Genomic DNA, 25,707 nt, shown 5'->3' with positions numbered 1-25,707 from the left:
TGCTTGTTTTAATATTGAGCAAGGTTATTTTTCAAGTTGTAGAATAACGTCCGTTAGCGAATCGAGCCTCTCAGTTAAGACCGCTTGAGCGTCGTATAGCCCTTGATTATAGTAGACACTGCCAAACTCTTTAGAAATAAAATCCAGTAGAAATTCACCGTCAAATTGACCCAGCTCACAGTCTAATTCGTCGTGTAGGTATCGTTGTAACTTATCCACTAAGGCGTCTTTTTGCGCCTGTGAGAATTGAATATCGGCCATGTATAGACTCTTCAAATGACAAAAAAGAAGCGAATCTTAACACTATTTTAAGAGGGGGTAGGCGCAAAGACAGGAGATTAGACGAAAAGCACAAACGGGTGATGGGTTAAGCATCACCCGCACAACAAAGGGCAAATTACACTAACATTTCTTTAATTGAGCCTGAACTGGCAAAGTGCTGCTCACTGATTCGGCGGCAAGTTTGGATATACAGCTCATCAATTTGCTTTATCGACATAAACTGGTTACTAAAGCCTGGTACTACAGGATCAATGTGCAATCTCGCGCTATTTATAAAATGAGCGATCAGTTCTTTGACATTGTCAGTCCCCATCGCCACCCGCATAGTGGTTAAATAAATACCGCTTTTTTGCTGAGCATTTTTGTCTAATTCACTGTGAGAGGTTAACGCGGGGCATAAGATAATCGTGTTATTTTGACCGATACTAACTTGATGACTAAATGCAGGCTCAAGGGCATCAAAAAATCGTACAAAGGTATCCCGATTAAGACTGGCGCCTTCCATATCCACAGTAAACAAGGCACAAGGCCAGCCGTGACGCATTTGACGTTGACGTAGTGCACTATTGGGATGGCCATCGATCGCATGGCAGTTCACATTTAGACTGGCATGGGACGCGAGAAACTGACTGAAAACCGTGGTATTAATCACCTTATTCATAATACGCATTTCTAAGGTCTTCATGCCGTTTAATACATCAAAGGCTTTTTCAGAATCTAAAAACGCACCTTTAATGTAATACACATCCCAAAACATAGTGCGTGACCAATCATAGCCATTAGCACAATCTCCTTTGCCTTGGAACATACGATAATTTTCACCAATCACCACACCTGCTGTCGTCGCACCGCTACCACAAATATCTTTGGTGTAACTGTGCACCACGTAGTCAGGGCGTTCCGCTTTATCAACGCGCTGCAGCGGCTGATGCAGAATAGGCGTAGCCAAAGTAGCATCTAACATCACTAAGTGATTGTGTTCGTGAGCTAACTTACTGATACCTGCCACATCGAGTACATAGCCGTGAGGATTACAGGGCGACTCTATATAAACATGCAGGGCCTTACCTTGCGCTAAACGGGCTGCGTGTTTTTCACGTGCTTGATGTAAGAACCCAGCAAATTCATCGGCACTGTAGCCATCAAACCATTCAAGCTGAACATCAAGGCGATTTTCTCTAGCAAAAAAGTCATGCAAGAGCTGGTAAACGCCACCATAAACATTGCGCGATACAACGATAACATCGCCATGGCCTAATACATTTGATAACAACGCATCAATAGCGGCCATGCCTGAATTGAAATTCCACGCCAAATAATCTGCGGCGTAAGGCCCAGCTTCTAAATCGACGATGGCATTAGCCAAAGAAATATTAGTGGGATTAAGCAGTCGTGAATAGATTTGGTGAGTTGACTCTTTCCCCTGAAACGCATCATCAACCCACTCTGTGCAGGCATACACGTAAGTAGCAGTGCGCACCACAACTGGCGTGGCTGAAAATAACGCAGTCACATTATCAAACAAGGGATAATGGCTTTTGCTGACCTGAGAGCCAGATTGTTTGCTTAGGCTTTGATACGTCGCTCGAAACGGGTTTTGCAAAGTATCGAGTATTTTGGCAATTTGAAATGACAAGAATTTTTTTGCATTAAAGTAGGCGACTTTATCTTGCTTATCGAGGCCAGCTAGCGTTTCGCTGGTCACTCTCCAAAGGTGTTGCACATCGATTTGTGCATGGTACAAGTGCTGAGTCAGGCTACTTAATGCTTGGCCATAATCACTTTTTGGATCAATCCCAAAATGGAGCAACTGTTCATTTGACAAAGCCTCGACAGACATAGCCATAGAGGTATTACGTTTAGGCGAAAGTAATTTTGCATGAGCAAGATCAGAAGATGTAGACATAGAGACACCACGTTATTATTGTTTAACGCAGGTTACACCGAACTAAATTACTTAAAAATATACTATTGACTAATAATATTTTAAATAAACAGGGTAATGGCAAGATAAGTTTGCAGCTCGTCCTAAGATGAGCCGCATCATGTATATAGCGATGAGAAGCCAATCGACATGCCGATGCCTGACACATTTATATTTTAGGCAAAAAGTGACACTGATTTAAAAAGCTTGTTAAGGCGGGGCGATCTAACTGAAAGTGTTGTTGCGCCAACCACTCAATGGCTGACTCAATCGAATTAAAAAATTGATGTTCAATCTCTGCTTGTCGGTAGGCTGCACCCAATTGCTGCTTAATTGTATTGCGAATATCAGACTCTAAAATAACGATAGCCAGGCAAGCTAAACCTTTTTCTTTGCGAATTTTACTATGGTAAACAAATCCGTCAAATGTAGACGGAGGCATTAAACACTCACCCACCAAGCAACTCAACTGAGCCCACGGTAAGGTGAGGTCTAGGTGCTGTATCTCTTTGCCTAGTTTTTTAGCACCATCGATAAGCGCCTCATCATTCCATGGGCCACGGCCGACAAATAGTAAAACCTGTTGATTGATACCGACGACATAATCACCGTGCTCGAACACATAGCCCCCTGTTAATTACGAGTGAACCAAACCACCTTTATGTATTGTATTACGATGCAGCGAAATAACACTGTAATAAAGAACATAAAAATTGTCATAGGGCCGAAAGCGAGGTAAATCCAGCTATCGGTTAAATATTCAGCAAACAGTCTGGTTTTATTTGTTTTTGACCGACATTAAAAGACTAACTTGAATTTGTGCATTATTCTATTTGGCAATGCTCTTTCTACTAGGACAGATTATGACTGACTCCACCAAGCCAACGGGCTTAGCTGATGTTGCACAATATACACCCGAACAACGCCTAAATTACTTGGTTAAAGAAGTGGTTAATAACCAAAAGGTGTGGATACTGACTGATAATGATGGCTGTGTCATGCTGAATACCGAAGACGAAGACTGTGCCCCGGTTTGGCCAAGCGAAGCATTCGCGCAAGCATGGGCAACAGGTGATTGGGCTGACTGCAAACCTATCGCTATTGAACTAAAAACATGGCGCACTCGCTGGACTTATGGTCTTGAAGGCGACAACGTCGCTATTGCCGCTTTTCCCAATGAAGATGAAGAAGGCTTAGTTATTTCAGCACAAGAATTTGATTACGAAATTCAGCAGCAAATTAATAAAAAGAAAGTGAATTAAGCGATAGTCGCACGCATCGAGACGCGAGTTTCGAAACCAAAGATAAGATTATCGTTGGGCGACAGGGCATGCGCTGCGATTATCCAGTATGGCCAGCGGCCACTGTGTTTGTACGCTGAGCACATGCTCCTTGCGCCCTTCACATGCTTTAGTCTTTAACAAAAGTCTCAAACTGATTAGGTAAATATTCCACCAGCTTGCCTGAGGTCTCTACGTAAGTGCGCAAGGTGTCGGGTAGCGACAAATATATGGTCGCTAAATTTTGCTCTAACTTGTCATTGCCCTTACTTTTGGCCTGTTGCAAAGCAAAGGGAATATCAGCAAAGGTACTAAACATACCTAAGCAGTATTTTAAGTCTTTTTGCAGCGTTTCGATGTCTTTGCTACTGGTGTTTAACATGGCTTGCCAAGCTTTTTGCCAGGTTGAATCAAGTTGGCTATGGGCTAATAACAAACCTTGCAGCCAAAATGACAAATGGCCGTCTTTGTAGGGCGGGGCCGGCAACGCTAAGCCTTGCATGAATTCAACATGTTCATCGCGCATGTTTTTGAGTTGCCACTGCAAGCACAGCATTGCCGCATCTGCGAGTTGATCAACGTCTTCGCTGTATTGCGTCGGCACTGGTGCTTTGAATAACCAAGGTAACCACTGAGTGGGAAGCGGAATTTCAGGTGCAGATGCCACCCCAAAAATACAGCCCAACATGCTATGGGGCTCGAGTACAAAAGGACGCAGGGTTTCACTCGTAGCAAGATGATGGAGTTGTTGCTGACTGGGATCAGAAAATTGCGTCATTGGCTAAACTTGTGCAGATAAAGATACATAGACACAGCCTTGATTAGCATGTATGCCCGCAGGCTCTCAAAGTCTATTGGTTTAATCACTTAGGAATAAACGCCAAGTGTAAAAAATACAGGAGTGTGCAATTAATCGAAGCTGATTTCATTAATGAGCCTTTCTACTTTAGCGGAAAGATCTGCAGTGACAAAGGGTTTAACAATAAAATCAGAGGCGCCCAAACGCATCGAATCAACGACCAATTTTCTAGTGGCATTACCCGTCACCATTAAAAACGGACAGGTGTTATTGTGCAGTCTCAGCGCAGCGAGTATATCCAAGCCCGTTACATCTGGCATAAGCCAATCGCATATAACGAGGGAAATTTTTTTCATCTCTTCACTTTTTACAAAGGCGAGGGCTTTGGTACTGTCTGAAAAGCTGATTATTTCGCCTGATACAATATCTTCTAAGATAATGCCAAGTAACTCTAGAATGATGTGATCATCATCTACAATTACGATATTACAATCGTACACCATTCTTCCTTTTTGCCACTATTTCGATTTTTGTACATTTAATTGACTCATGCAGAATACTGAAAAGAAGCCTTATTGCAAAATCAAAAATTAACTTTCACCAAAAATTTACTCAGACTTTACATCCACTACATTGCTCTTTTGTGAAATCGCGCAAAATTATTCCCACATTTAAGCATCGTAAAAAAATACGTTTAGCTATCATAAAATAAATCAAATTGTGCGGTGGTTAATTCACTAAATGATAGGCCAATAAAAGGTAAAATTCCCTCAGCAATGGGTTTAATTTGTTTATCAATATAGTGCTCATAATCCAAGCTTGAATTAATAAACTCAACAGGCTCTGGGCCATTGATGGTAATGACGTAACTGATCCACCCTTTGTTCTGGTACCTAGCAGATTTACCCCGCTTTAGGTATTGCTCGTCAGCTAAACGCGCCGCTTTAACATGGGGCGGCACATTTTTTACGTATAAATCTAAACGTCGTCTGATCCGTTTGCGGTAAACCAAATCTTTATCTACCCGGCCTGACTTCAGATCATCGATGGTTTGCTGTAAAAATTGCCTTACATCTTGTTGAGCGAAAACCAATTGGTACAAGGTTAACTGAAACCTTTTAGCCAAAGGCGTCCAATCAGAACGCACCGTTTCCAAACCTTTAAATACCAGCTCATCTCCCTTGGATGTGCGCTTTAAACCGGCATATCGTTTTTTACTGCCTAACTCTGAACCCCGAATAGTGGGCATTAAAAATTGCACAAAGTGCGTTTCAAACTCTATCTCGAGGTAATTTTCTAATTGATATTCTAGGGCGATGAGTGCAGTCCATTGTTGATTGATACTGTGTGCCAGACGCTGACCAATACACTGAGCTTGCTCATCTGACTCAATACCTTGTAAATAAACAAAAGTAGAATCAGTATCGCCGTAAATGACCTGATAACCCGCTTGTTCAATCCAATGCGCTGTGGTTTGCATAATGTCGTGACCGCGCAGGGTAATTGAGCTGGCTAAGCGGGTATCGTAAAAGGGACAGCCACCAGAGCCAAGTACCCCATAAAATGAGTTCATTAGTATTTTAATGGCCTGACTTCGCACCGAATCGCGGTCTTTTTTTGCTTGATCTCGTTGCTGCCATAAGGAGGTAATGATATCTGGCAAAAAGTGTTTTGTGCGATCAAATACCGCCCCGCGATAGCCGCCAATGGCATTGTCAGGGGCTTTTAGTCCCTCAATTAAACCAAGAGGGTCGATTTTAAAAGTACGAATAATCGAGGGATACAAACTCTTAAAATCGAGTACCAGAACATGCTCATATAAACCCGGCCTTGAGCTCATCACATAGCCCCCAGGACTGGCCAAACCACCATCAATTGGCCGGTTAGGCGCAACATAGCCCGCCCGATGTAATTTTGGTAAATACAGATTAACAAAGGCGGCTACCGAGCCCCCCATTCGGTCAAGCTCTAGGCCTGTTAATTGGCTACGTAAGGTTAAAAAATCTAACACTTTGGTCTGGGCAAAGATTTTCAATACGAGAGCGCAATCTTGCAGGTTATAGCGTGCTAACTTAAGCTTATTAAATTGAAAATCGTGTTCAATTTGAGCTAAGCGGTTGTCAAGGTCTTCAGCTTCTTTACCTTCGCCAAGAAGCGCTTGTGCCACACTTTCTAAACTAAAACTGGCGAATTGATACGTGGCGGTTTTGAGTGCATCAATACCGTCTATGACCACTCTTCCTGGCATCGTGACGTAGCCTTGATTCACTTCGTTACGGGCATCGCGCCAGACAATTGGCTGCTTACCTCGTCCTAGCGTCAGGTTTACCTTGTGTAGGGCGGCTCGCTTTATCAACAAACGAAAATCAAAATTGACCACATTCCAGCCAATAATAATATCGGGGTCAAGTCGCTGAATATGCTCAACTAAAGCAATAAGTATGGCTTTCTCATCTTTGAGCCAATAAATCCACGGCTCACTGGCTTGAGGCTCGCCGATCATCAAAACGTGCTTATCTGTATCGCTCATCAAGCCAATGCAAAATAATTCACCTTGCTCACTGCATTCGATATCTAAAGACAACACATTAAAGCGGGGTTGATAGTTACCTGATTTCAGTTTTGCCTGTTTTAGTTGCACATAGCCACTGCTGGTATTGGGCTCGCCAAGCACACCAATGACTTGCGCACTGCCATAAACAAAACGTTCCATCAAGAAGCGCTCACTAAGGCGCACGTCATCTTCAAAACACATCAATTGATGTTGCTTTAGCTTCTCTTTTGCTTGGTAACTGTGCACGGGCATAGTGAAGTACAAAGCGGCCACGGGCTCTTCATCAAAAGTAGTCAACGCAACATCTTGGCAGTCAAAAGGGATGTGATGTTGCGATAGAACACTGCGAGCAAAAGTCACATTTTCTTGTTTAATAAAAAATAGCACTTTTTGTGTGCCGGTGGTGGCTTTAACCACACCTTGATCAGTTAGGATCCATAATTCTAAATAGGTTTCACCGCGTAGCTCAACCGTCTGTATGGTTAAAATAAAACCAGCAAATTCACTCGACATATTACTCAGATAATTGATTTTGAACGGAAAGAGGATTTAGCGTTCGTTGGGCGAGGACGATTTGATTACGCCCATTATTTTTTGCAATATACAGCGCCTCATCAGCACTGGCTAATAAGCTTTCGACAGTACCTTCATGTTGGTACTCGACCAATCCCACTGAAATGGTTACTTGAATATTAGGCTCACCTATTGTTCTACCGATACACCTTAGTTGGTCTGACAAATGACTCAACGCTTCATGCGCTTGCTTGCCATTGGCTTGTTTAAAGATAGCGAGAAACTCTTCCCCGCCAATTCTTCCAATGACATCGGAACCTCGCAGTCCTTTACGAAAAACATAGGCAAATTCTCTTAGCACTTTGTCACCCACCAAATGCCCGTATGAGTCGTTAATTTTCTTAAACCAGTCGAGATCGATCATGGCCAAACATAAATTTTTATTGTGTTTGCAGGCCCATTCAATGTGCTCACTTAGCACCTGCATCGTGTGGCGCCGATTGTACAACCCTGTGAGTTCATCAATATTGACGAGCTTTTCTAATTTCTTTTTGTAAGCCCTACTTCGCTGGACCGTCACAAGCATCAATAAGCAAGCCAGCAAGCTAAATGCACTGATAAGAATAAGCTGTATTCTGTCATTTTTTTCACTGCTTAATTGCAGTTGTTGAATCGCATTTTTTTGGCTTAATACTTGGTTTTCTTGCTGTGCAAGTTGGATTTCAAATCTTGAACGTAGCTGATGCAAGCGCTCAGTGCTGTTGTTGTTTTGTACCTTTTTATGAGCAGAAAATGCACTTAACAAACGTTCATAGGCTTGTTGGTAATGTTGCTGTCGATACAACAGATCGGCTTTTACTTCATCAAAACCAATGCTATGAGTTGGCATGTTGGCCCTATCTAAAAAGGCTTCAGCTTGGTCTAAATACGCTTGCGCCTTGCTTAGCTCACTGGTTTTAAACGAAAGATTAACAAGGCTGAGCATCACATTAAAACGCATTTGGTGATTATCTGCTTGTGCAAAAATGTCAGCGGCCTTTTTAAGGTCTCGTTCAGCCTCCTCAAACTTCAGTTCAATAATCTCGATGTCAGCTAACTCTTTTAATGCATAAGCGACACCTTGAATATCATCAATTTTTTCTGCTGTTTCCTTTGACTCAATCAGCTGAGCTTTAGCCAACGTGATGTTACCCAAGCTGCGATTGGCCTTACCTAAGCCATATAAGGCAATACTCAATTCAAGGTGGGCTTGATTGAGCCGATGAGCCGCAATGGCTTCTTCATAAAAAGGGATAGACAGTTTATCTTCGTGGCGGTACTCATAGACTTGGGCCAGCATCGAGGCGATATGGGCTTTGCTCAAGGTGGTGGGATCATCATTGGCAAGAGAATAAGCAAGTTGAAAGTCGTTCAAAGCCGAGACGTATTCGGTCAACGTTGTAAAAATAATTCCCCTTGAAAAAAGGCTATTTAAGTATAAAAGCGGATCATGCTGTTTTGCCCATTCTACGCTGTCATTGATTTCGACTAATGCCTCACTTGCATGTCCACTATTTTCTAAGGCTAAAGCTTGGGATATTTTTACCTTATGATAGAGCCAAGGTTGCTCAGTCAAAGAGGTGTAAGTTAATGCGAGCTGGGCGTATTCAAGCGCTTTTTTAGGGTAGGTTAAATTGTAAAATGCTTGACTAAGGACAAGATGATATTGCGCAAGAGTAGTAGGGTCCGAAGCCATTTCTGGCTCAAATGCCATCAAGCTATCTAATGCTGCTTGAGGTTTATTTTGAGCTAACCGTGCAAGGGCTGAAAAGGGCTCATCTAACTTTCTCAGCGACTGTGCATGAGCACTTAAGGCTATTAAGCACATCAAGCCAATACAAAGTTGCCTCGCTTTTAGCAAAAGATTCATTAGCCCCTGACAAGTGCATTCAACTGAACATTAAGCTTATCACTTATTAAGCAAGTAGCAAAAAGGCTTCTATTACCGAGAAGCCTTTTGTTTTAACAACCTAAAACAACTGGATTATAAGCTACAACGCGCAGCCCCCTCGTTGGACACCAGTTTAATCTCTTTCAATTGTATGGCGGTGCCTTCGCTTGAGCGTAAACCAAACGGGACCTTGATCCGAGTTAACGCATCGTTGGACAAACCAAAACAGCTCAGTTTTATTTGCGCTTTTTGCCAGTCCTGCCCTACTTTTAATTTAAGATCATCACTGATGTCGATATTGGTATCACAACCATCGCAGTCGATGTAAAGCGCAGTCGTGCCTTCGCTTGCGCTTATCACCTTGTAGTCAATTTGTATTGCCATATCAGCGGTTGATTGACGACTCAAATTTACCGGACTGCCTTGTAACAAGAGTTGTGCATCACCTTGCCAAGTCACTTCAATCGTATCTTCTTGGGCTAGATAATCTGCCGCTTTAACATTCACACTACCCGCCGCGCTCCTTTGTGCATTACCCGTCACTTGCGTTTCACCGGCTTTATCATTAAGCACTAACCGCCAAGGTTGTACGGCATCACCAGCAAATAAATAACGACTGTCATTTTGGGCAGTAATAGTCGGATCGAGTGTTTCATCGAGTTCACTGAACACACTGGTGTCGGTCACACTTAAACCATAGCCATAGGCAAACAAGGGATCATAGCCAGGTTTACCAAGGTTTAACTCAACATCACTTGGCGTACGAGGCCACGAGAACGAAAGGCGCCCACTAAAATCATATTGTACCTTATCTTGTGCATCACGAAATAACATGTCAGCCACACCACCACCTTCTGAGCCCGGTAACCAAGCAGCAACAAAGGCGTCAGACGCATTGATTTCTGGGTTCACCCACATTGGTCTGCCCGATAAGAATACGCTTACAGTGGGAATACCTTGAGCTTGTAAGGATTTTAAAATGGCTAAACTATCCTCAGGTTTAAAATCTACATCAGCCACATCGCCTTGAAACTCAGCATAGGGCTGCTCACCAAAAACCACAATCGCCACATCAGGACGCTGGCTAAACTCACCACTTTCGTTAAGTTCAACACTACCGCCTGCAGCCGTCACGGCACTCGCAATACCTTGGTAAATAGACTCGCCATTTGGAAAATCTGAGTTTTTATTCCCGCTTCCTTGCCATGTTAATGTCCATCCGCCGGATTGCTGACCAATATTATTGGCCGCGCTGCCGGCAACCAAAATCGTTGAATTAGGCGCTAAGGGCAACAACTGCTCATTGTTTTTCAATAAGACTAAAGACTTACGTACTGCCTCTCTGGCAACCGCACGATGCTCGGCCGAACCTAACAATTCAAATTTACCTGCATAAGGTCGAGATGAAGGTAAACCTGCTTCAAATAAACCAGAGATTAGTTTTACTCGCAAAATTCGTGATACCGCTTCATCTAAACGGGCCATTGAAATTTCGCCCGACTTAACTTGTGCGAGAGTATTTTTGTACAATTCTTTCCAGCTATCAGGTGCCATGAACATATCTAAGCCAGCGTTAAACGCCGCAGCACAACTCACGTTACTACAACCAGCAACTTGACCATGTCCATTCCAGTCACCAACCACAAAACCATCAAACCCCATTCGTTCAACCAAGACATCGTTAAGCAAACCGCGATGACCGTGCATTTTTTTGCCATGCCAACTGTTGAATGAGGCCATAACAACCAAAGCACCGTGCTGAATGGCCGGTGGATAACCTGCGGCGTGGATATCTCGCAGTTGCTCTTCAGTGGCAAGGGTATCACCTTGATCAATGCCGTCTTTGGTACCGCCATCACCCACAAAATGTTTCACGTTGGCTAACATGTGATCATTATCTAAAAACTGTTCGCTGTTTACTCGGCCTTGAACTCCCTCAACGACCATGCCTGCATAAGTGGAAACGATTTCAGGATTTTCAGAAAAACTTTCAAAGGTTCTGCCCCAACGATCGTTCTGAACCACGGCAATAGTAGGGGCAAAGGTCCAATCAATTCCCGTTACAAGAATCTCTCTGGCAGTCACTGTGCCAATTTCACGCATAAGCTCGGGATCATTCGCTGCGCCTAAACCAATATTGTGAGGAAATATCGTCGCACCCACTACATTATTATTACCATGTACTGCATCGATACCCCACAAAGCAGGGATACCCACGCCGCCGTCTGAGGTATCGGTTGAAGCAAGCCAAAACTTGTCTGCCAACTTTAGCCACTCAATGGCAGGCGAGTGATTATCGTTATTTGGTGCAGAGTTACCGCCATTTAGTACTGAGCCTAAATGATATTCCTTTACCTCTTCAGGCGTTACTGAAGCGATATCAGCTTGAATAACCTGACCGACCTTTTCTTCCACTGTCATTTTTGCCAAAAGCATGGCTATACGGGCTTCACGAGCTGGTTCGCGCGCAATAGGCGAGTTTTGCTTAGGCCAAATTTCTGGGTGAATCTTACCGTGTTCTGAAGATTGCTTAGCTGGCGGCGGCACTGAAGCCGTGTCAACCGCGCCATTGCACCCAGCCAGAGCGGCTAGGAGTGAGAGTGAAAGTAAATGTTTTGTCATGTTAAGCCTATTTTTTTGCTAAGCACTTGGCGATGTAAGAACGACGCAATAGTGAAGCGCTCTGTTAATGGGTTCAGGTCAAATGAATCGTCTGGAGAGATGTCGCCAGAATGCAGACTCGAACACCGATAAATAACCGCTCGATTAACGTTAGCGGATATTGATGCAACCCGAAAAAGAAAACGTTTTCATTTTTTAATATAACACGCTTTTTGGTGCGTATCATATTGCTGAATTTAGTTTTTTAATTGCTTGTCATCATCTAACTGTAACGTTTTCGCTTTACAGTGCTGCGTAATAAAATCTTGATGGCTGGGCATGTAGTCAGCAGATTTGCGAATAACACTCAAGACATTATTGAGTTCTCGCTCTATTTTTTCTTCGGGTATAAGATCAACCAAAGGATCGTAGCCCATGGGTTTGAGGCCTTGGCCATTCATGACTTGAAACCAACTTATGCTGTCGTACATATTATCGTTAAAGCGAAAAATACGACCATTTTGTTGATACTGCTCGATTTTTTGTGTCACTTCAGGTGGCACACTCATTGTCCGGCAATAATCCCAAAAATCACTATCGCTGCGTTTAGTCACACAATAATGAGTTATCAAAAGATTGCGAATACATTCAATTTTGTAATTAGTTTGGCGGTTATATTCATCGATATCCGCTTGTTCAAAATCCATATTTGGGAAGAACTTAAACAGCTGCTCAATGGCAGACTGCACCAAGTGCAAACTAGTGGATTCTAGCGGTTCAATAAATCCTGACGACAGACCGATGGCTAAACAGTTTTTATGCCACGATGTTTTGCGATAACCCGTTTTGAAGTGAATAACTCTAGGCTCAGTGAGTAAAGCCCCTTCGACATTGCTCAGCAGAATATCTCGGGCCTCCTCATCTGACATGTACTTACTTGAATATACATGCCCATTGCCCACCCGATGTTGCAAGGGAATGCGCCACTGCCACCCGGCTTTTTGCGCGGTGGCTTGCGTGTAGGGCCACGGCGCTTGGGTACTTTGTGTTTGCACGGTAATGGCACGATCGCAAGGTAGCCAATGACTCCAATCTTCAAACTCCGTTTGTAAGGTTTCGCCAATTAATAGTGCGTTAAAACCAGAGCAATCCACAAAAAAATCTGCTTCATGCTCTGTGCCATCTTCAAGTTCGATGGCACGAATAAATCCGTTGTTATGTTGGCGCACTTGCTTCACTTTACCTTGGCTACGTTTTACCCCCCAATTTTCTGCGAGCCTACGTAAGTATTGACCATATAAACCCGCATCAATATGAAAGCCATGATCAAGGCCCGATAAGGGGGAATTGCCCGCATCAAAGGCGCGCATGAATTTTTTATCTTCGCTGGCGACAGCGTTTAATGAATAGTGCTCATAACTTTCGGCCTTACCTACAGCACGCAATTTTAACCAATATTGGTAAAACTTTGCATGACTGCCCATGGGCTTTCCTGACACCCCAAATGCATGATGATAGGCGTTGCCTATTTCATCCCAATTTACGAATTTGATGCCCAACTTAAAGGTTGCTTGCGTTTCGCGCATAAATTCATTTTCATCAATTCCCAACAAGCGATTAAACCCTTGTAGTGCTGTCAGCGTCGCTTCGCCTACCCCCACCGTTCCAATCTCATCGGATTCAATCAATTGAACCTGAATATTCATCTGTCGACTCAGTTTGCCAAGCGCAGCTGCTGTCATCCAGCCTGCTGAACCGCCGCCAAGAATAACGATTTTTTTAATTTTTGCTGCTGGCATATGCTTCACTTTTAGGCCTTACAATTCGCATTAATATAGTCTTGATGGGCAGGCATATAATCTGCCGATTTACGTATTACGGCATGAATATTGTGCATACTTTTGGCTAATTCTTTTTCGCTAAGCATGTCAACTAAAGGCTCATAAGCCCGAGGTGTAAGCCCTTGGCCATTCATCACTTGAAACCAGCTTTGGTAGTCAAACATTTCATTATTTATTCTGAAGATTCGGCCATTGTTGCTAAATAAGTCGATCTTTTGTTGGACGGTCTCAGGAACTGACATTGTGCGGCAATAGTTCCAAAAATCACTGTCGTCACGTTTAGTCACTTTATAATGCAAAATCAAAAAATCTCTGATGCGTTCAAAGTCAAAGGCGGCTTGACGGTTGTACTCATCAATATCCACTTGGTCAAAATCTGCATGGGGAAAGAATGTAAATAATTGCTCAATGGCCCGTTGAATTAAATGCAAACTAGTGGACTCAAGTGGCTCTAAAAATCCTGATGACAATCCGATTGCAAGACAGTTTTTATTCCAACTTTGACGACGATGACCGGTTTTAAATTTGATCAATCGAGGCTCAGCCAAGGGCTTACCTTCGATGTTATCTAGCAGTATTTTTTTAGCCTCCTCGTCAGACATAAATTGACTACTGTACACATGCCCATTACCTACCCGATGTTGCAGCGGAATACGCCATTGCCAGCCAGCAGCATGTGCAGTGGCCTGCGTAAATGACCACGGTGTTTGGGTTGATTCTGACGCAACGGCAACAGCCCTATCGCAAGGTAACCAATGACTCCAATCTTCGAATGGGGTATTTAATGTTTTGCCGATAAGCAGGGCGCTAAACCCGGAACAGTCGATAAAAAAGTCAGCTGTGTGCTCGCTACCATCTTCTAAAATTAACGATTTTATAAAACCATTTGCATGTTGTTGTACCTTTACCACTTTTCCTTCCGTGCGAAGTACACCGCACTGTTCAGACAGTGTTCTTAAATATTTAGCGTACAAGGTGGCATCGAAGTGAAACGCATAGGCAATATTAGACAAAGGCGAATTGCCCGCGTCAATCGAGCGCATAAAGCGTTTTTCTTCGCTGGCAACGGCATTGAGAGAATATTCTTCGAATTTTTTTGCCTGACCCAGACTGCGCATTTTTAGCCAGTATTGATAAAAGCGTAAACCGCCAATATCCTTACCTAGGTCGCCAAAAGCATGATGGTACTCATGGCCAATTTGATCCCAGTTAACAAACTTAATACCCAACTTAAAGGTAGCCTGCGTTTGTTTCATAAACTCATTTTCGTCTAATCCAATCAACTTGTTGAAGAGTTGAACGGGAGGAATGGTGGCTTCCCCCACACCCACTGTGCCTATTTCGTCTGATTCTATCAATTGAATTTGATACTGTTGCTTATTGAAAGTCTTAGCTAAGGCTGCAGCCGTCATCCAACCAGCCGATCCGCCGCCAAGAATAATCATTTTTTTGATCTTTGCTTTGGTCACATTCAAACCTTGTTTTTGTTTTCGAGTCAACAGGTCATAAATTAAACAAAAAAAAATGTGTTTCGCAAAACGAAACACATTTTTATCCGTTTTTAACTCCGTAATTTAGAAGTTAGCACGAAACACTAAGGCGACTCTACGGTCAGAAACAAACCAAGAACGGCCAGTTTCTAACAGTTCATCATTTAATATCATGATAGTTTTTGACGTTGAGTTAGTTAGGTTTGTACCTTGAATACCCACAGTGTAATTTTCAAAGTTATAGAAGAACGATGCATCAACTTGACCACGATCGTCATTCCATAGTGGCGCTTTACTGATTACATCACGTGTCGTTAACAAGTACTTCGAACGCCAGTTATAAGCAATACGGGCACTTATTTCATCTTTTTCATACATCGCAATAAAGTTAATGGTTTCTTTAGACTGCCCCTGCAGTGGCACAGCATCAAAGTTAACTCGGATACCCGTATCGTTGTAATCACTGTTGATCCAACTCGCTTCATCGTACGACTCTTCATTATTTGGCGTACCGCTAGCGTCAATGTAGCTATAAGTAGCTTGGATACCAAAACCGGGGACAAAATCATCAAAGAACTGTTGATAAGCCACTTCCAAACCGTCCATTTTCCCCTTTGAACCATTTACAGTAGACGACACTAAAGACGTTTCTGTTCTACCCGTTGATGGGTTGGTATAGGTTTGTGGAGATGCCCCTTTGATGAAGTAATTTTTCAAGTTTTTATGAAAAATGGTCGCACTTAATTGGCCTACATCAGCGAAGTACCATTCTAATGCGATGTCATATTGCACTGACTCCATCGGTTTCAAGCCGGTAAAACCACCACTACCTGTACGACCGATGACGAAAGCATCTTGTATTAAACCGTCTAAAGGATCCACTGTATCAGGGTCAGCTTCCGGATCGACTGTCGGTCTGACAGTGAACACGTCCGCACCCAGTGTTGTTTGGTTGCGAACGTCCTGAAGATCAGGGAAGGCGGCAGCTTTAGAAAAAGCAAAGCGCGCAATCAGTTCATCGGTCAATTCAACTTTAATGTTAAAGCTAGGCAACAGTAAGTTGAAATCAGCCTCTGAATTTAAGACATCATCGTAGTTATTACCCCATTGTCTGTCTTCTGCAGACAAGTAATTGATACCATCTGACACCCATCTGTTTGCTTCGTCATCTAAAAATGCGTCCGCATCAGCATACACACCGTCGTTGACTTGTTGAGTGATATAGCCTCTGACAAATTCATTGGTTAACTGCTCTGGCACCCCTTCCGGTACGGGCGAATCAGGCGTTAAATCAGGAAAGTTAATAAAGCCCTTGGATTCACGGTTTAGCGTGACATAACGTAAACCAAAGTTACCGCTGTACCGAAGGTCATCGTTTCCTTCAAAGTTAACTCTTACATAAATTGCTTTGTTGGTTTCGATGGTATTGTTTACGTCACCTGGGCTGAATAAACCAAACTCAGAATCACTTACTCCGTTTTGATTTGGGTATGAATTCCAGCCGCTAGCATTTGATGTATAGGGTTGTCTGGCTGGATTAGCCCCCATGATTGAACGCACATAGGCTTCAGTAGCATGAATAGTCTGGTTGCCTTGAATAGTCAGTACATCTCCACCATGAAAATCACTCCAATCTACTAACTCAAAATCATTTTGATAGCCATCAATTGATGTTAGCCATCCCGTGCCGCTTGAATAGTTTGGTGCTAAGCCATTCCAATTATAACTGGTTCTACGCACGGTTTGGTCTCGTTTGGCATACCGCACACCAGCCTGAATTGACGTGAACAATCCTTCGTCTTCTAAATGATAGGTACCGTCAAAACGTATGGCATTAGAATCACCTTCAGAGCGTTCATAATGATCCATGGCGCTGCGCAGCATGTAATTGTCGTATTCACTAAAGTAGTTGCTATCACCTGCGGGATCATTGGTGAAACCAGGGTAGATGCGATCAGGATTATTTGCATTTTCAGGGGCAGTGCCAGCAGCGAATAATTCTGGATTTGCATCTCGATAACCATACCAAGGTTCGACTAATGACAAAGTAGGTGTCGAGCCAGTCACATCATAAATTTGACCCGCATTAGTACCCGTATGCACCACAACATCGTCATTAGAACTTTTCGCTTTGATATGTTGAAAATCAGCGCTTAAATCTAAGTTTTCACTAGGGCTCCACTCAAGATTCAAAGAAAGATCTTCGACTAGTGAAGAGCTGTCTTGAATACGACTATCAAATTGAAATATATGAGGGAAATCTTGGCGAGAATTAGTCCCCCATGTGCGAGGAATACGGTCTTGATTACCATCAGCCGCACGCCAACCATCTACGCCACCATCAGAAAACGTACCTGATTCAAACACGCCACGATCATCAAAAGTAAATTCCGTGCCACTTAAAGGGCGAGTACGACGATTGTTAATTGAAAAGTAGCCCCCCTGATATTTAATCGCTTGCTCATGCCACGTTAAATTAGAGTCTGAACGAATATATTGTAAGGTCGACTGAAAGGTATCGTCTTCATTGGCATACTGCAGGGCAGTTGAAAATCCTTCGCGAGTACGATCGTCACTCTTTTTCAGTGCGTTACCTGCTTGCGGTGCCCAAACGGTGCCGTTGCCATCTTCTCCTACAAACGCCTCTGCACCGGCAATATCACGAGCATAAAACTGCACCGCTGCATCAGATTGAATACCATGAGATTGTCCGTATAACTTTGAATGAGCATAGTTAGCTAGAAAACCAAAACGGCCTCCACTATCTAGCTCCCATTGATTGCTATACAAGCCTGATAGAGTCGGGCTTCCTTTTTCAGCCAAACTGCCGTAGGAATAGTCGCCACTAAGCGCGACCACTTGTTCTCTTGAATCAAAAGGTTTACGCGTACGTAAGTTAATTGTTCCGCCAATACCGCCTTCAATCATGTCAGCCGTTTGATTTTTAAAAATATCAACACCACCCATCAATTCAGGTGATACGTCTTGAAATGATAATCCCCGGCTTGAATCAGCACTAAAGGAGTCACGACCGTTAAACTCAGAGCGTGTTTGGGTCATACCACGAATTATGGCACCAGAACCTTCCACACTGAAATGGTCTGGATCAGAGGGCCCATCAAACAACTCTATCGACACACCGGGTAAACGTTGTATGGCTTCTAATACACTGCGATCAGGTAACGAACCGATATCGGCTGCGGTAATTGAGTCCACAACAGTTTCAGAACTGCGTTTTAAGTTTTGTGCGTTTAGCAGGTTTGTCCGTGTACCCGTTACTTCAATTAATTCGACATCTTCTTCACTTTCTTGTGGCGCCGCTTCTTGTGCGTATGTCGTTGCACATACACTCATCATAGCAAGTGCTAAAAGAGATTTTCGAAAGGTTGGAGCCTGTGATCTAGTTATTTTTGTAGCCATTACGACTTACCTCTGTGGTGTGATTAAAGTCATCTGCAGCCCCTGGTATTGGCTCAAACAACCCTTTTAAACAAAATCCCAAAAACGTGTAGTTGTATTGTTTATTAAATAACGTTTTTGATAATCGTGCCGTTTTCGTCAAGACCAACAAACATTTTATTTACATTTTCACGTTAACAAAGTGAAAACAGATGTAACAACAGTGAGCTTAACGACTGGATTACTATGGAATTTTGCTTAAACACAGTCAATCAAGGTAGGAGAAAACTGAAAAATGAAACGATATTTCGCAACATAGAATTAACAAGATTTGATAATTCGCACATAAATAGGTCACAAAAATTCAGACTCATAAGGCGAAAGAACGATTTCGTAAACAATGCGGGGAGAAAGGATTTAAATGCCCAAAACCTTAAAACAAAAAAACGTAAAGGCTAAATGTGAAGGCCGCTAAATTTCAGCAATTAGCGGCCCGATTATGAGCGTGTTTGTCAGTTTTTGTTAATTGTTATTTGATGGCATTTTGGACATAGAGCCCCAACATAGTGCCAACAAAACCACCCGCCACTTCCGTGCTTAATATGGTGGCGTCAGCATCTTTGAGTAATAGCTCGGAGGTTTTATTTTCGGTTTGATAATAAAAACTAAGCAGCCCTTTTTCACCCCTAACTTGCAAAGTCAGCGCACTGCCAATATTCAGAGGAAGCGATGTTTCAGCAACAATAGTGGATTGCCCATTATTGACTTGCTGCACAAATAGGTGGTAGTGAGTCCCTTGCTTTTGCAGCGCAAAATAGTAATAAAATTTCTCGTTTTGAAAGGCCACCATGCCACCTGATAGCTGCTCATTTTGCGGCAATACCACAGATGTGCTGGCATCGAATGTCATGTGTTGCTGGCGACGACCAACAAAACTGACTTTGTTTTGTTGATCCAGTTGATGCTGACTGACTTGCAGGTTTAGTCGTCCATCGTTGATACTTAGCCACTCAGAATCCAGACTGCGTAATAGATTCCAGTGTGGATTTAAGCGGCGTTTGTCAAAGTCGTCTTGCCACACAAAATTGCCCGTTTGTATATCGACCTCTGTCAGTGGCTCAAGATCTTTTGAGATAAGGGGCTTGGCTACAATATAAGGTACGGGCTCGCCTTGTGGCAGTATATGTGGCCACTCGTTTTCCCAGCTAACCGGTAATAAAAACGTTTCTCGTCCGGTATTATATTTATTGCCCTGATAAGGGCGTGTACCAAGAAACACCGCCCACCATTCTCCCTCAGGTGTTTGAATAAAATCAGCATGCCCCGTGCTCGTAATTGGGTTTGCTCGCTCAACAGGTAAGTCTCGTTGGGTTAAAATTGGATTACCCGCGTACGGCTCAAATGGTTGTTGTAAGTCTTTACTGCGAAATACCACTTGTGAATGCTGTGGGCCAGTGCCGCCTTCGGCGCAGCTAAGATAGTACCAGCCATTGATTTTATATATATGCGGGCCTTCAACCCAAATCGGTTGCTGGCTTATATCTGCTCCCCCGTTAACAATCACACGACCACTATCAGGCACCACTTTTAGGGTAGCTAAATCAAACTCCCACAACCAAATGGCACGGTGGCCTTGATAGAGAGGCTCGCCTTGCGGTGCATCGTTATGGGCAATATAAGCCTTACCGTCATCATCAAAAAAAATATCAGGATCGATACCGCCAATTTCGGGCAGCCATATAGGATCTGACCACGGCCCAGCAGGATCGCTTGCCGTTACAATAAAATTACCCCCACCCGCAACGAGGGTAGTGATCATATAAAATACTCCTTCGTGATAACGCAAGGTAGGCGCATAAATACCCTGGGACACCTGTAAATTTTGCATATTCAGCTGTGACGGCTGACTCAATACATGCCCGATTAGCCTCCAATTTACTAAATCACGACTATGGGAAATCGGCACACCCGGCGCATAGGCAAAAGAAGAATTAACCATGTAATAGTCATTGCCTTTGCGGGTAATACTCGGGTCCGGATAAAAGCCCGATAGAATTGGATTTTGAAAAGAATTTTGCGGCAAAGCCTGTGAAAACAACTCATCAGATCCTTGATATCTAAACCAATCAAAGCTCACGGTATTTGATACACTTCGGCTGTGCTTTGATTGTTCACTTGCTTGCTGGCAGCCACTTAAGCCCATTAGCGTGCTAAGCAGTAAAGTGCGGAGTAAGACGAAATTATTCATAGGTGTACAACTCATTTTTGATGTTAATAAGGCATTGTTTGGGACTGTAAAGCGGCCAGCACATAAACCAGTGGGGCATTCCAGTTGATCGCAATTTCATTGGTGGAATAACTACAAAAATCATCTATGTATGACGCTGCCGGAGCCTTTGATGGATAGTTGCATTGGTCTTGCCAACCATTTTGTGCGCCTCCAGCCAAAAATCCCGGCACAGGGGCCACAACGCCATCGGCTTCTGATTGCCGATGATGAATGTGCATCGGTGACAATTGACCAAAGCCAGTCACATAGCTATAGCCAGTTGGATTGCGCCCCAGGATATAATCTGTTAAAGCCACAGCGCCATGACGAAATTCAGGATGAGGTTTATGTTGATTCGCAATGAGCAACAACATGGCCTTATTCATTGCAACTGCATTACTGCCCCATACAAAATCAGACTTTATCAAAGGTACCTCGTAAGCTGATTCTGCTAACTGAGCAACCATCACATTTGCTTGTTTAATCAGCTTATTTTCAAGTTGTTGATAGAGCTTGGCGGACATTAAGTCTTGGGCAAAACTCAATAAGGTAAAATAGCCTAAACTGGCAGTTTGAGACCAGCTTGGGGTCTGAGGTGTTTGGTCAAGTAATAAAAACTCGTTGAGGTAACTATTGTCGCCAGTTAAGACAAATAATTGCGCGGCGGCAAAAGCAAATTCATCTGCCAGTGTTTTATCACCATAGGCGCCCGTTTTTACATCTTCTGGCTGAAGATAAAGTATTTCAGGATGCGTTTTGGCCCATTGCCAAGCTCCAAGCGCGGCTTTTTTATAGGCAGCACTTTTACCCGGATAAACACTGTCAAACTCTTGATAAACTTGACTAGCAAAGGCCATCACTGCAGCAAAATTTAAGGCCGCAGCAGTACTTTTTTGCACGACATAACGTTGTTCATGGGCATTTTCAGGCATCACACTGCCGGCAAAATTCAATGTTGTCAGTTTGTGATACACGCCGCCATCATTCGGGTCTTGCATGGCTTGTAACCAATCAAGATTCCACATAACTTCATTTAAGATATCGGGCAGCCCATCACTGGATTCGGGTATATGACCATCACGCTTTTGGTAGAAATCCTTAAAATGCGTGTAGGCAAGCAGCAAGGTGTAAGTTGAAATACCGGAATTCACTACGTATTTGCCGTAGTCGCCTGCGTCATACCATCCTTTGGGCGCTGATATTATTGTATTGGTGGGCCTTGCATCTGACGCGGCACTTACATGAATGTTAACCTGGGTGTCGGGATGTCCTGCTGACCTGGCCCATGGTCCGGCAAATTCAGGGCTTAAAGCCATACTTGCCCTATTGAAATAATACGCTTTGAGGCTGGCATCATGTATCTGACGATAAACCATAGAGCCGACAGAAAAAAGTGCTGACGCTTTACCATCAGCTAACTCAAGCCGATAGGCACCTTCTTGGCTAAGGTCACTAAAATCAGCAATGCTGACGTTTTCTTCCGACAAAGGCCATATGCCTTTACTTTGCAGCTTCGCGTTTAGTACCACTTGCCCAGTGGCTTGCGACACCACAGTAAATGCGCCACTTTGCTGAGGGCTAATTACGGCAACCTTATGATCATTAGGTAAAAAACCGACTTGGTTAATATATATCTGTGTTTTTTGCTCAGCGGCCTTCCTTGCGGGTACAGCAGTGTCCTTAGCCACATTGACCGTTTGACCACATGAGATCAACATGCTGCTACTGACCACACCAGCCAGTGTTAACAGGACCATTTTTTGTTTCAAAAGTCGAAGGCGCTTGGGTTTATGAGGCACAGGTAGGCGCTCCTTCTGGTAACAATTCCAATCTAATATTGGCGATTTGCACCTCAAACTGCCCTTCTGAAGCGATCATTATCGGGCTATTGATTTTGCTCAGGTCGGCGCCTTTTGCAGCAAAACAATTAATGGGGATCGGAAAGGTAATCCATTGCTTGGTTTTCATATCACGCAGCATCTTTTGAATATTGACTTCGCCACGACAGGGATAGCCGCAATCCATGCCGATAGATACAGAGGATTTTGGCTTTTTGATAATATTAATTTCCATGGTTAGCGCGGCTTTATCTGCTAGTTGACTCAAATCAACTGGCGAACCATACATAGCAAATTGCCCCTTTCCTTTCGAGCGAGACCACTTTAAATTAAGCGCATCATCTTTGGTTTTATAACCGGCTCGACTTACACTGATCTGCTTATTCGCTGAGTCCATGGGATTTTCTGTTATCGGTAAGACCCAGTTTCCCTCATCACCCAAGGTAAGCCCCCACCCGCCGATTGGACTACCATCAAAAAAATAAAAATAGTTTGCATTAAGGGTGTTGGCATAACTGACACCTGAAAGTGTTGCCGATATTACAAGCAATAAACGAATTGCTAAGGTACGCCAGTCATTTTGTTTCTCAGAGTGAGTGCTGTGTATCATTTGTATCAACCTTTTTTATTTTTTGAGCCTTGTGTGACATACACGCTTTTATCGGCAACCATGCGCCACCAATGTAAATGCGATGTTACAAAATCGCGACCCAAGACTTCATTACATTATGTTGTTATGGTTTTACGTTTATAAATTTATCAGTGTTGAGTTACGTGCTTTTGCGTAAAAATGCGTTTACTTTGCGAGGACCCATTGCCTTTTTGTGGCACTCGGTTTGCAACACCTTATTAACAGGAGCTTCATAAATGAAAATTAGGGCCGCTAGGGTCATAGTCACTTGCCCCAGTAGAAATTTTGTTACGATAAAGATAGAAACCGAATGCGGTTTGTATGGTGTTGGTGATGCCACCTTAAACGGTCGTGAATTGGCAGTTGCCTCTTATTTACAAGAACATTTAATCCCTTGTTTGATAGGCAGAGATGCCTCACAAATTGAAGATATTTGGCAGTTTTTTTATAAAGGTGCCTATTGGCGTAGAGGACCTGTCAACATGACCGCCATTGCTGCCATTGATATGGCGTTGTGGGATATTAAAGCCAAAGCGGCCAACATGCCTTTGTATCAACTGCTGGGCGGTAAGAGTCGACAGGGCGTATTGGTTTATAGCCATGCCAATGGCCGTGACCTTGCAGAAACGGTAGATGAAGTAGGTCGCCATATTGATATGGGTTACAAAGCCGTTCGTGCGCAATCTGGAATACCCGGATTGGATGGCACTTACGGCGTTTCAAAAATCAAAGGCTTTTATGAGCCGGCCGATGCCGACCTTCCCTCTGAAAGTGTTTGGTCAACCAGTAAATATCTGAACTTTATCCCCCGCTTATTTGAAAAATTACGTGAGCAATATGGGAGTGAGCCGCATTTGTTGCACGATGTGCACCACCGCTTAACGCCTATCGAAGCCGCCAGACTCGGCAAAGATCTAGAACCCTATCGTCTATTTTGGATGGAGGATGCCGTCCCTGCTGAGTTGCAAGAAGGCTTTAGACTAATACGCCAACACACCACAACACCTATTGCGGTTGGCGAGGTTTTTTCTTCCATTTATGATTGTCAGCAATTAATCACCGAACAGTTGATAGACTATATTCGCACTACCATCGTGCATGGTGGCGGTATAACACACCTGAAAAAAATTGCTGCCTTGGCCGATTTATATCATGTAAAAACAGGTTTTCACGGGGCCACGGACTTATCACCCATCACTATGGGTTGTGCCCTGCATTTTGATACTTGGGTGCCCAATTTTGGTATTCAAGAACACATGCACCACACAGAGCTCAGCAACGATGTCTTTCCCCATGATTATCATTTTGATCAAGGCTATATGATGATTGGTGATACGCCTGGACATGGTTCAGACATCAATGAAAAATTAGCCGCAAAATATCCCTACAAAAGAGCTTATCTACCCGTCAACCGTCTTGAAGACGGCTCAATGTTTAATTGGTGAAAGGAAAACAATAATGTATTTAAGAAAGATAATTGCATGCTCAGCACTGCTTATGAGTGTATTCAGTAGCAATCTGCTGGCTGAACAATTTAGTGTGCTGGTATTTAGTAAAACCGCTGGTTGGCACCATAGCTCCATTAACGAAGGCGTTACCGCCTTAAAAGCCATGGCCGAAAATCATCATTTCACTTTAGATTGGCAAGAAGACGCCAGTTTAATTAATACTGAAAACTTAGCTAAATTTGATGTTGTACTATTTTTACAAACTACCGGCGATATACTCAATGAGCCACAACAAAAAGCACTTGAAGCGTTTATTCAATCAGGTAAAGGCTTTGTTGGTGTGCATAGCGCCAGTGACACCGAATATGACTGGCCATGGTTTGGCCAATTGGTAGGGCGCCATTTCCATATTCATCCGCAAATTCAAACGGCACGTCTATCGGTAATTAACGACTCATTTCCCGGCTTAGAATACTTCCCTAAAACCAGTCTGTGGACAGAAGAATGGTATGAATTTGGCGAAGAGCTCAGTCCAAACTTAACCTACCTGCTGAGCGTAGACGAGAGCACCTACGATCCAAAAGCGGATTGGGGCAGAGCGAAAGGCGAAGGCATGGGCAAATTTCATCCGGTTGCTTGGTACCAATATTTCGATGGCGGGCGCTCGTTTTACACTGCATTGGGTCATATGGGCGTGTCTTACAGCAACAAAGCCTTTATCGAACATCTATACGGTGGCATCTATTGGGCAGCTACCGACAAAGGTATGAAAAAATAATAAAGAAGCGTAGTGTATAAAAATAATTGAACAATTTTTATACACTTGGTTCGGTTTGAAGCAGCGCCTTATTCTTTTTCTGTATTGGATTGTGACAGGCTATTTGTTTAGGCTTTGTATCTCAAATTTC

Annotated in this window: 18 protein-coding genes; 3 read left to right on the top strand and 15 right to left on the bottom strand. The window is 43.3% G+C overall.

Going from position 1 to position 25,707, the window contains the following annotated elements; translation table 11 throughout:
• Positions 1-24 precede the first annotated feature (24 nt).
• The 3 genes from ACEN2L_RS13670 to ACEN2L_RS13660 form a co-directional block, all read right to left on the bottom strand.
• A complete protein-coding gene (locus ACEN2L_RS13670; RefSeq protein WP_306020756.1) occupies positions 25-261 on the bottom strand; it encodes a DUF2164 domain-containing protein in 237 nt (78 codons plus the stop codon).
• A 136-nt stretch (positions 262-397) separates the two neighbouring features.
• The gene (locus ACEN2L_RS13665; RefSeq protein ID WP_441744449.1) at positions 398-2,188 is read right to left on the bottom strand and encodes a trans-sulfuration enzyme family protein; all 1,791 of its coding nucleotides are present in this window, start codon (positions 2,186-2,188) and stop codon (positions 398-400) included.
• A gap of 187 nt (positions 2,189-2,375) precedes the next feature.
• Entirely contained in the window at positions 2,376-2,828 is a 453-nt protein-coding gene (locus tag ACEN2L_RS13660; protein WP_441744447.1) for a hypothetical protein, read from the bottom strand.
• 241 nt (positions 2,829-3,069) lie between these two features.
• On the opposite strand from ACEN2L_RS13660, the gene ACEN2L_RS13655 reads away from it, so the two are divergent.
• Complete coding sequence (locus tag ACEN2L_RS13655; RefSeq protein WP_441744445.1) at positions 3,070-3,468, top strand: DUF2750 domain-containing protein; 399 nt, start codon at positions 3,070-3,072, stop codon at positions 3,466-3,468.
• 148 nt (positions 3,469-3,616) lie between these two features.
• On the opposite strand, the gene ACEN2L_RS13650 is transcribed toward ACEN2L_RS13655, so the two are convergent.
• From ACEN2L_RS13650 to ACEN2L_RS13595, 12 genes are all read right to left on the bottom strand, one after another.
• Positions 3,617-4,264 (bottom strand): hypothetical protein, encoded by a 648-nt coding sequence (locus ACEN2L_RS13650; protein ID WP_441744443.1) that lies wholly within the window; start codon positions 4,262-4,264, stop codon positions 3,617-3,619.
• Positions 4,265-4,395: 131 nt separating this feature from the next.
• Positions 4,396-4,788, bottom strand: a complete 393-nt coding sequence (locus ACEN2L_RS13645) for a response regulator (protein ID WP_441744441.1) — start codon at positions 4,786-4,788, stop codon at positions 4,396-4,398.
• A 191-nt stretch (positions 4,789-4,979) separates the two neighbouring features.
• Positions 4,980-7,352, bottom strand: coding sequence for a DNA polymerase II (locus ACEN2L_RS13640; RefSeq protein ID WP_441744439.1), 2,373 nt, complete (start codon positions 7,350-7,352; stop codon positions 4,980-4,982).
• Between the two features lies 1 nt (position 7,353).
• Entirely contained in the window at positions 7,354-9,261 is a 1,908-nt protein-coding gene (locus ACEN2L_RS13635) for a diguanylate cyclase (RefSeq protein WP_441744437.1), read from the bottom strand.
• A 114-nt stretch (positions 9,262-9,375) separates the two neighbouring features.
• Complete coding sequence (locus ACEN2L_RS13630) at positions 9,376-11,904, bottom strand: glycoside hydrolase family 3 protein (protein WP_441744435.1); 2,529 nt, start codon at positions 11,902-11,904, stop codon at positions 9,376-9,378.
• Positions 11,901-12,065 carry a DUF6445 family protein gene (locus ACEN2L_RS13625; RefSeq protein WP_441744492.1) on the bottom strand — a complete coding sequence of 55 codons (165 nt, stop codon included), beginning with the start codon at positions 12,063-12,065 and terminating at the stop codon, positions 11,901-11,903. The genes ACEN2L_RS13630 and ACEN2L_RS13625 overlap by 4 nt, the downstream gene beginning before the upstream one ends.
• A 75-nt stretch (positions 12,066-12,140) precedes the next feature.
• Positions 12,141-13,682: a tryptophan halogenase family protein gene (locus ACEN2L_RS13620; protein WP_441744433.1), complete on the bottom strand. Its 1,542-nt coding sequence runs from the start codon at positions 13,680-13,682 to the stop codon at positions 12,141-12,143.
• A gap of 11 nt (positions 13,683-13,693) precedes the next feature.
• Positions 13,694-15,193 carry a tryptophan halogenase family protein gene (locus ACEN2L_RS13615; RefSeq protein ID WP_441744432.1) on the bottom strand — a complete coding sequence of 500 codons (1,500 nt, stop codon included), beginning with the start codon at positions 15,191-15,193 and terminating at the stop codon, positions 13,694-13,696.
• 105 nt (positions 15,194-15,298) lie between these two features.
• Positions 15,299-18,634 carry a TonB-dependent receptor gene (locus ACEN2L_RS13610; protein WP_441744430.1) on the bottom strand — a complete coding sequence of 1,112 codons (3,336 nt, stop codon included), beginning with the start codon at positions 18,632-18,634 and terminating at the stop codon, positions 15,299-15,301.
• Positions 18,635-19,142: 508 nt separating this feature from the next.
• Positions 19,143-20,861, bottom strand: a complete 1,719-nt coding sequence (locus tag ACEN2L_RS13605) for a glycoside hydrolase family 43 protein (RefSeq protein ID WP_441744428.1) — start codon at positions 20,859-20,861, stop codon at positions 19,143-19,145.
• Positions 20,862-20,884: 23 nt separating this feature from the next.
• A complete protein-coding gene (locus tag ACEN2L_RS13600; protein WP_441744426.1) occupies positions 20,885-22,639 on the bottom strand; it encodes a glycoside hydrolase family 9 protein in 1,755 nt (584 codons plus the stop codon).
• 31 nt (positions 22,640-22,670) lie between these two features.
• Complete coding sequence (locus tag ACEN2L_RS13595; RefSeq protein ID WP_441744424.1) at positions 22,671-23,330, bottom strand: putative glycoside hydrolase; 660 nt, start codon at positions 23,328-23,330, stop codon at positions 22,671-22,673.
• 257 nt (positions 23,331-23,587) lie between these two features.
• Here ACEN2L_RS13595 and manD point away from each other — a divergent pair, with 257 nt between their 5' ends.
• Both manD and ACEN2L_RS13585 read left to right on the top strand, forming a co-directional pair.
• Positions 23,588-24,796: a D-mannonate dehydratase ManD gene (gene manD, locus ACEN2L_RS13590; RefSeq protein WP_441744422.1), complete on the top strand. Its 1,209-nt coding sequence runs from the start codon at positions 23,588-23,590 to the stop codon at positions 24,794-24,796.
• Between the two features lie 13 nt (positions 24,797-24,809).
• Positions 24,810-25,577, top strand: a complete 768-nt coding sequence (locus ACEN2L_RS13585) for a ThuA domain-containing protein (RefSeq protein WP_441744421.1) — start codon at positions 24,810-24,812, stop codon at positions 25,575-25,577.
• Positions 25,578-25,707 lie beyond the last annotated feature (130 nt).

This window comes from Flavobacterium sp. W21_SRS_FM6 (assembly GCF_052119645.1).
In the GTDB taxonomy this organism is placed as follows: domain Bacteria; phylum Pseudomonadota; class Gammaproteobacteria; order Enterobacterales; family Alteromonadaceae; genus Paraglaciecola.
Note: the sequence above shows the minus strand (reverse complement) of the source record. Positions and strands in the feature narration are given on the sequence as shown.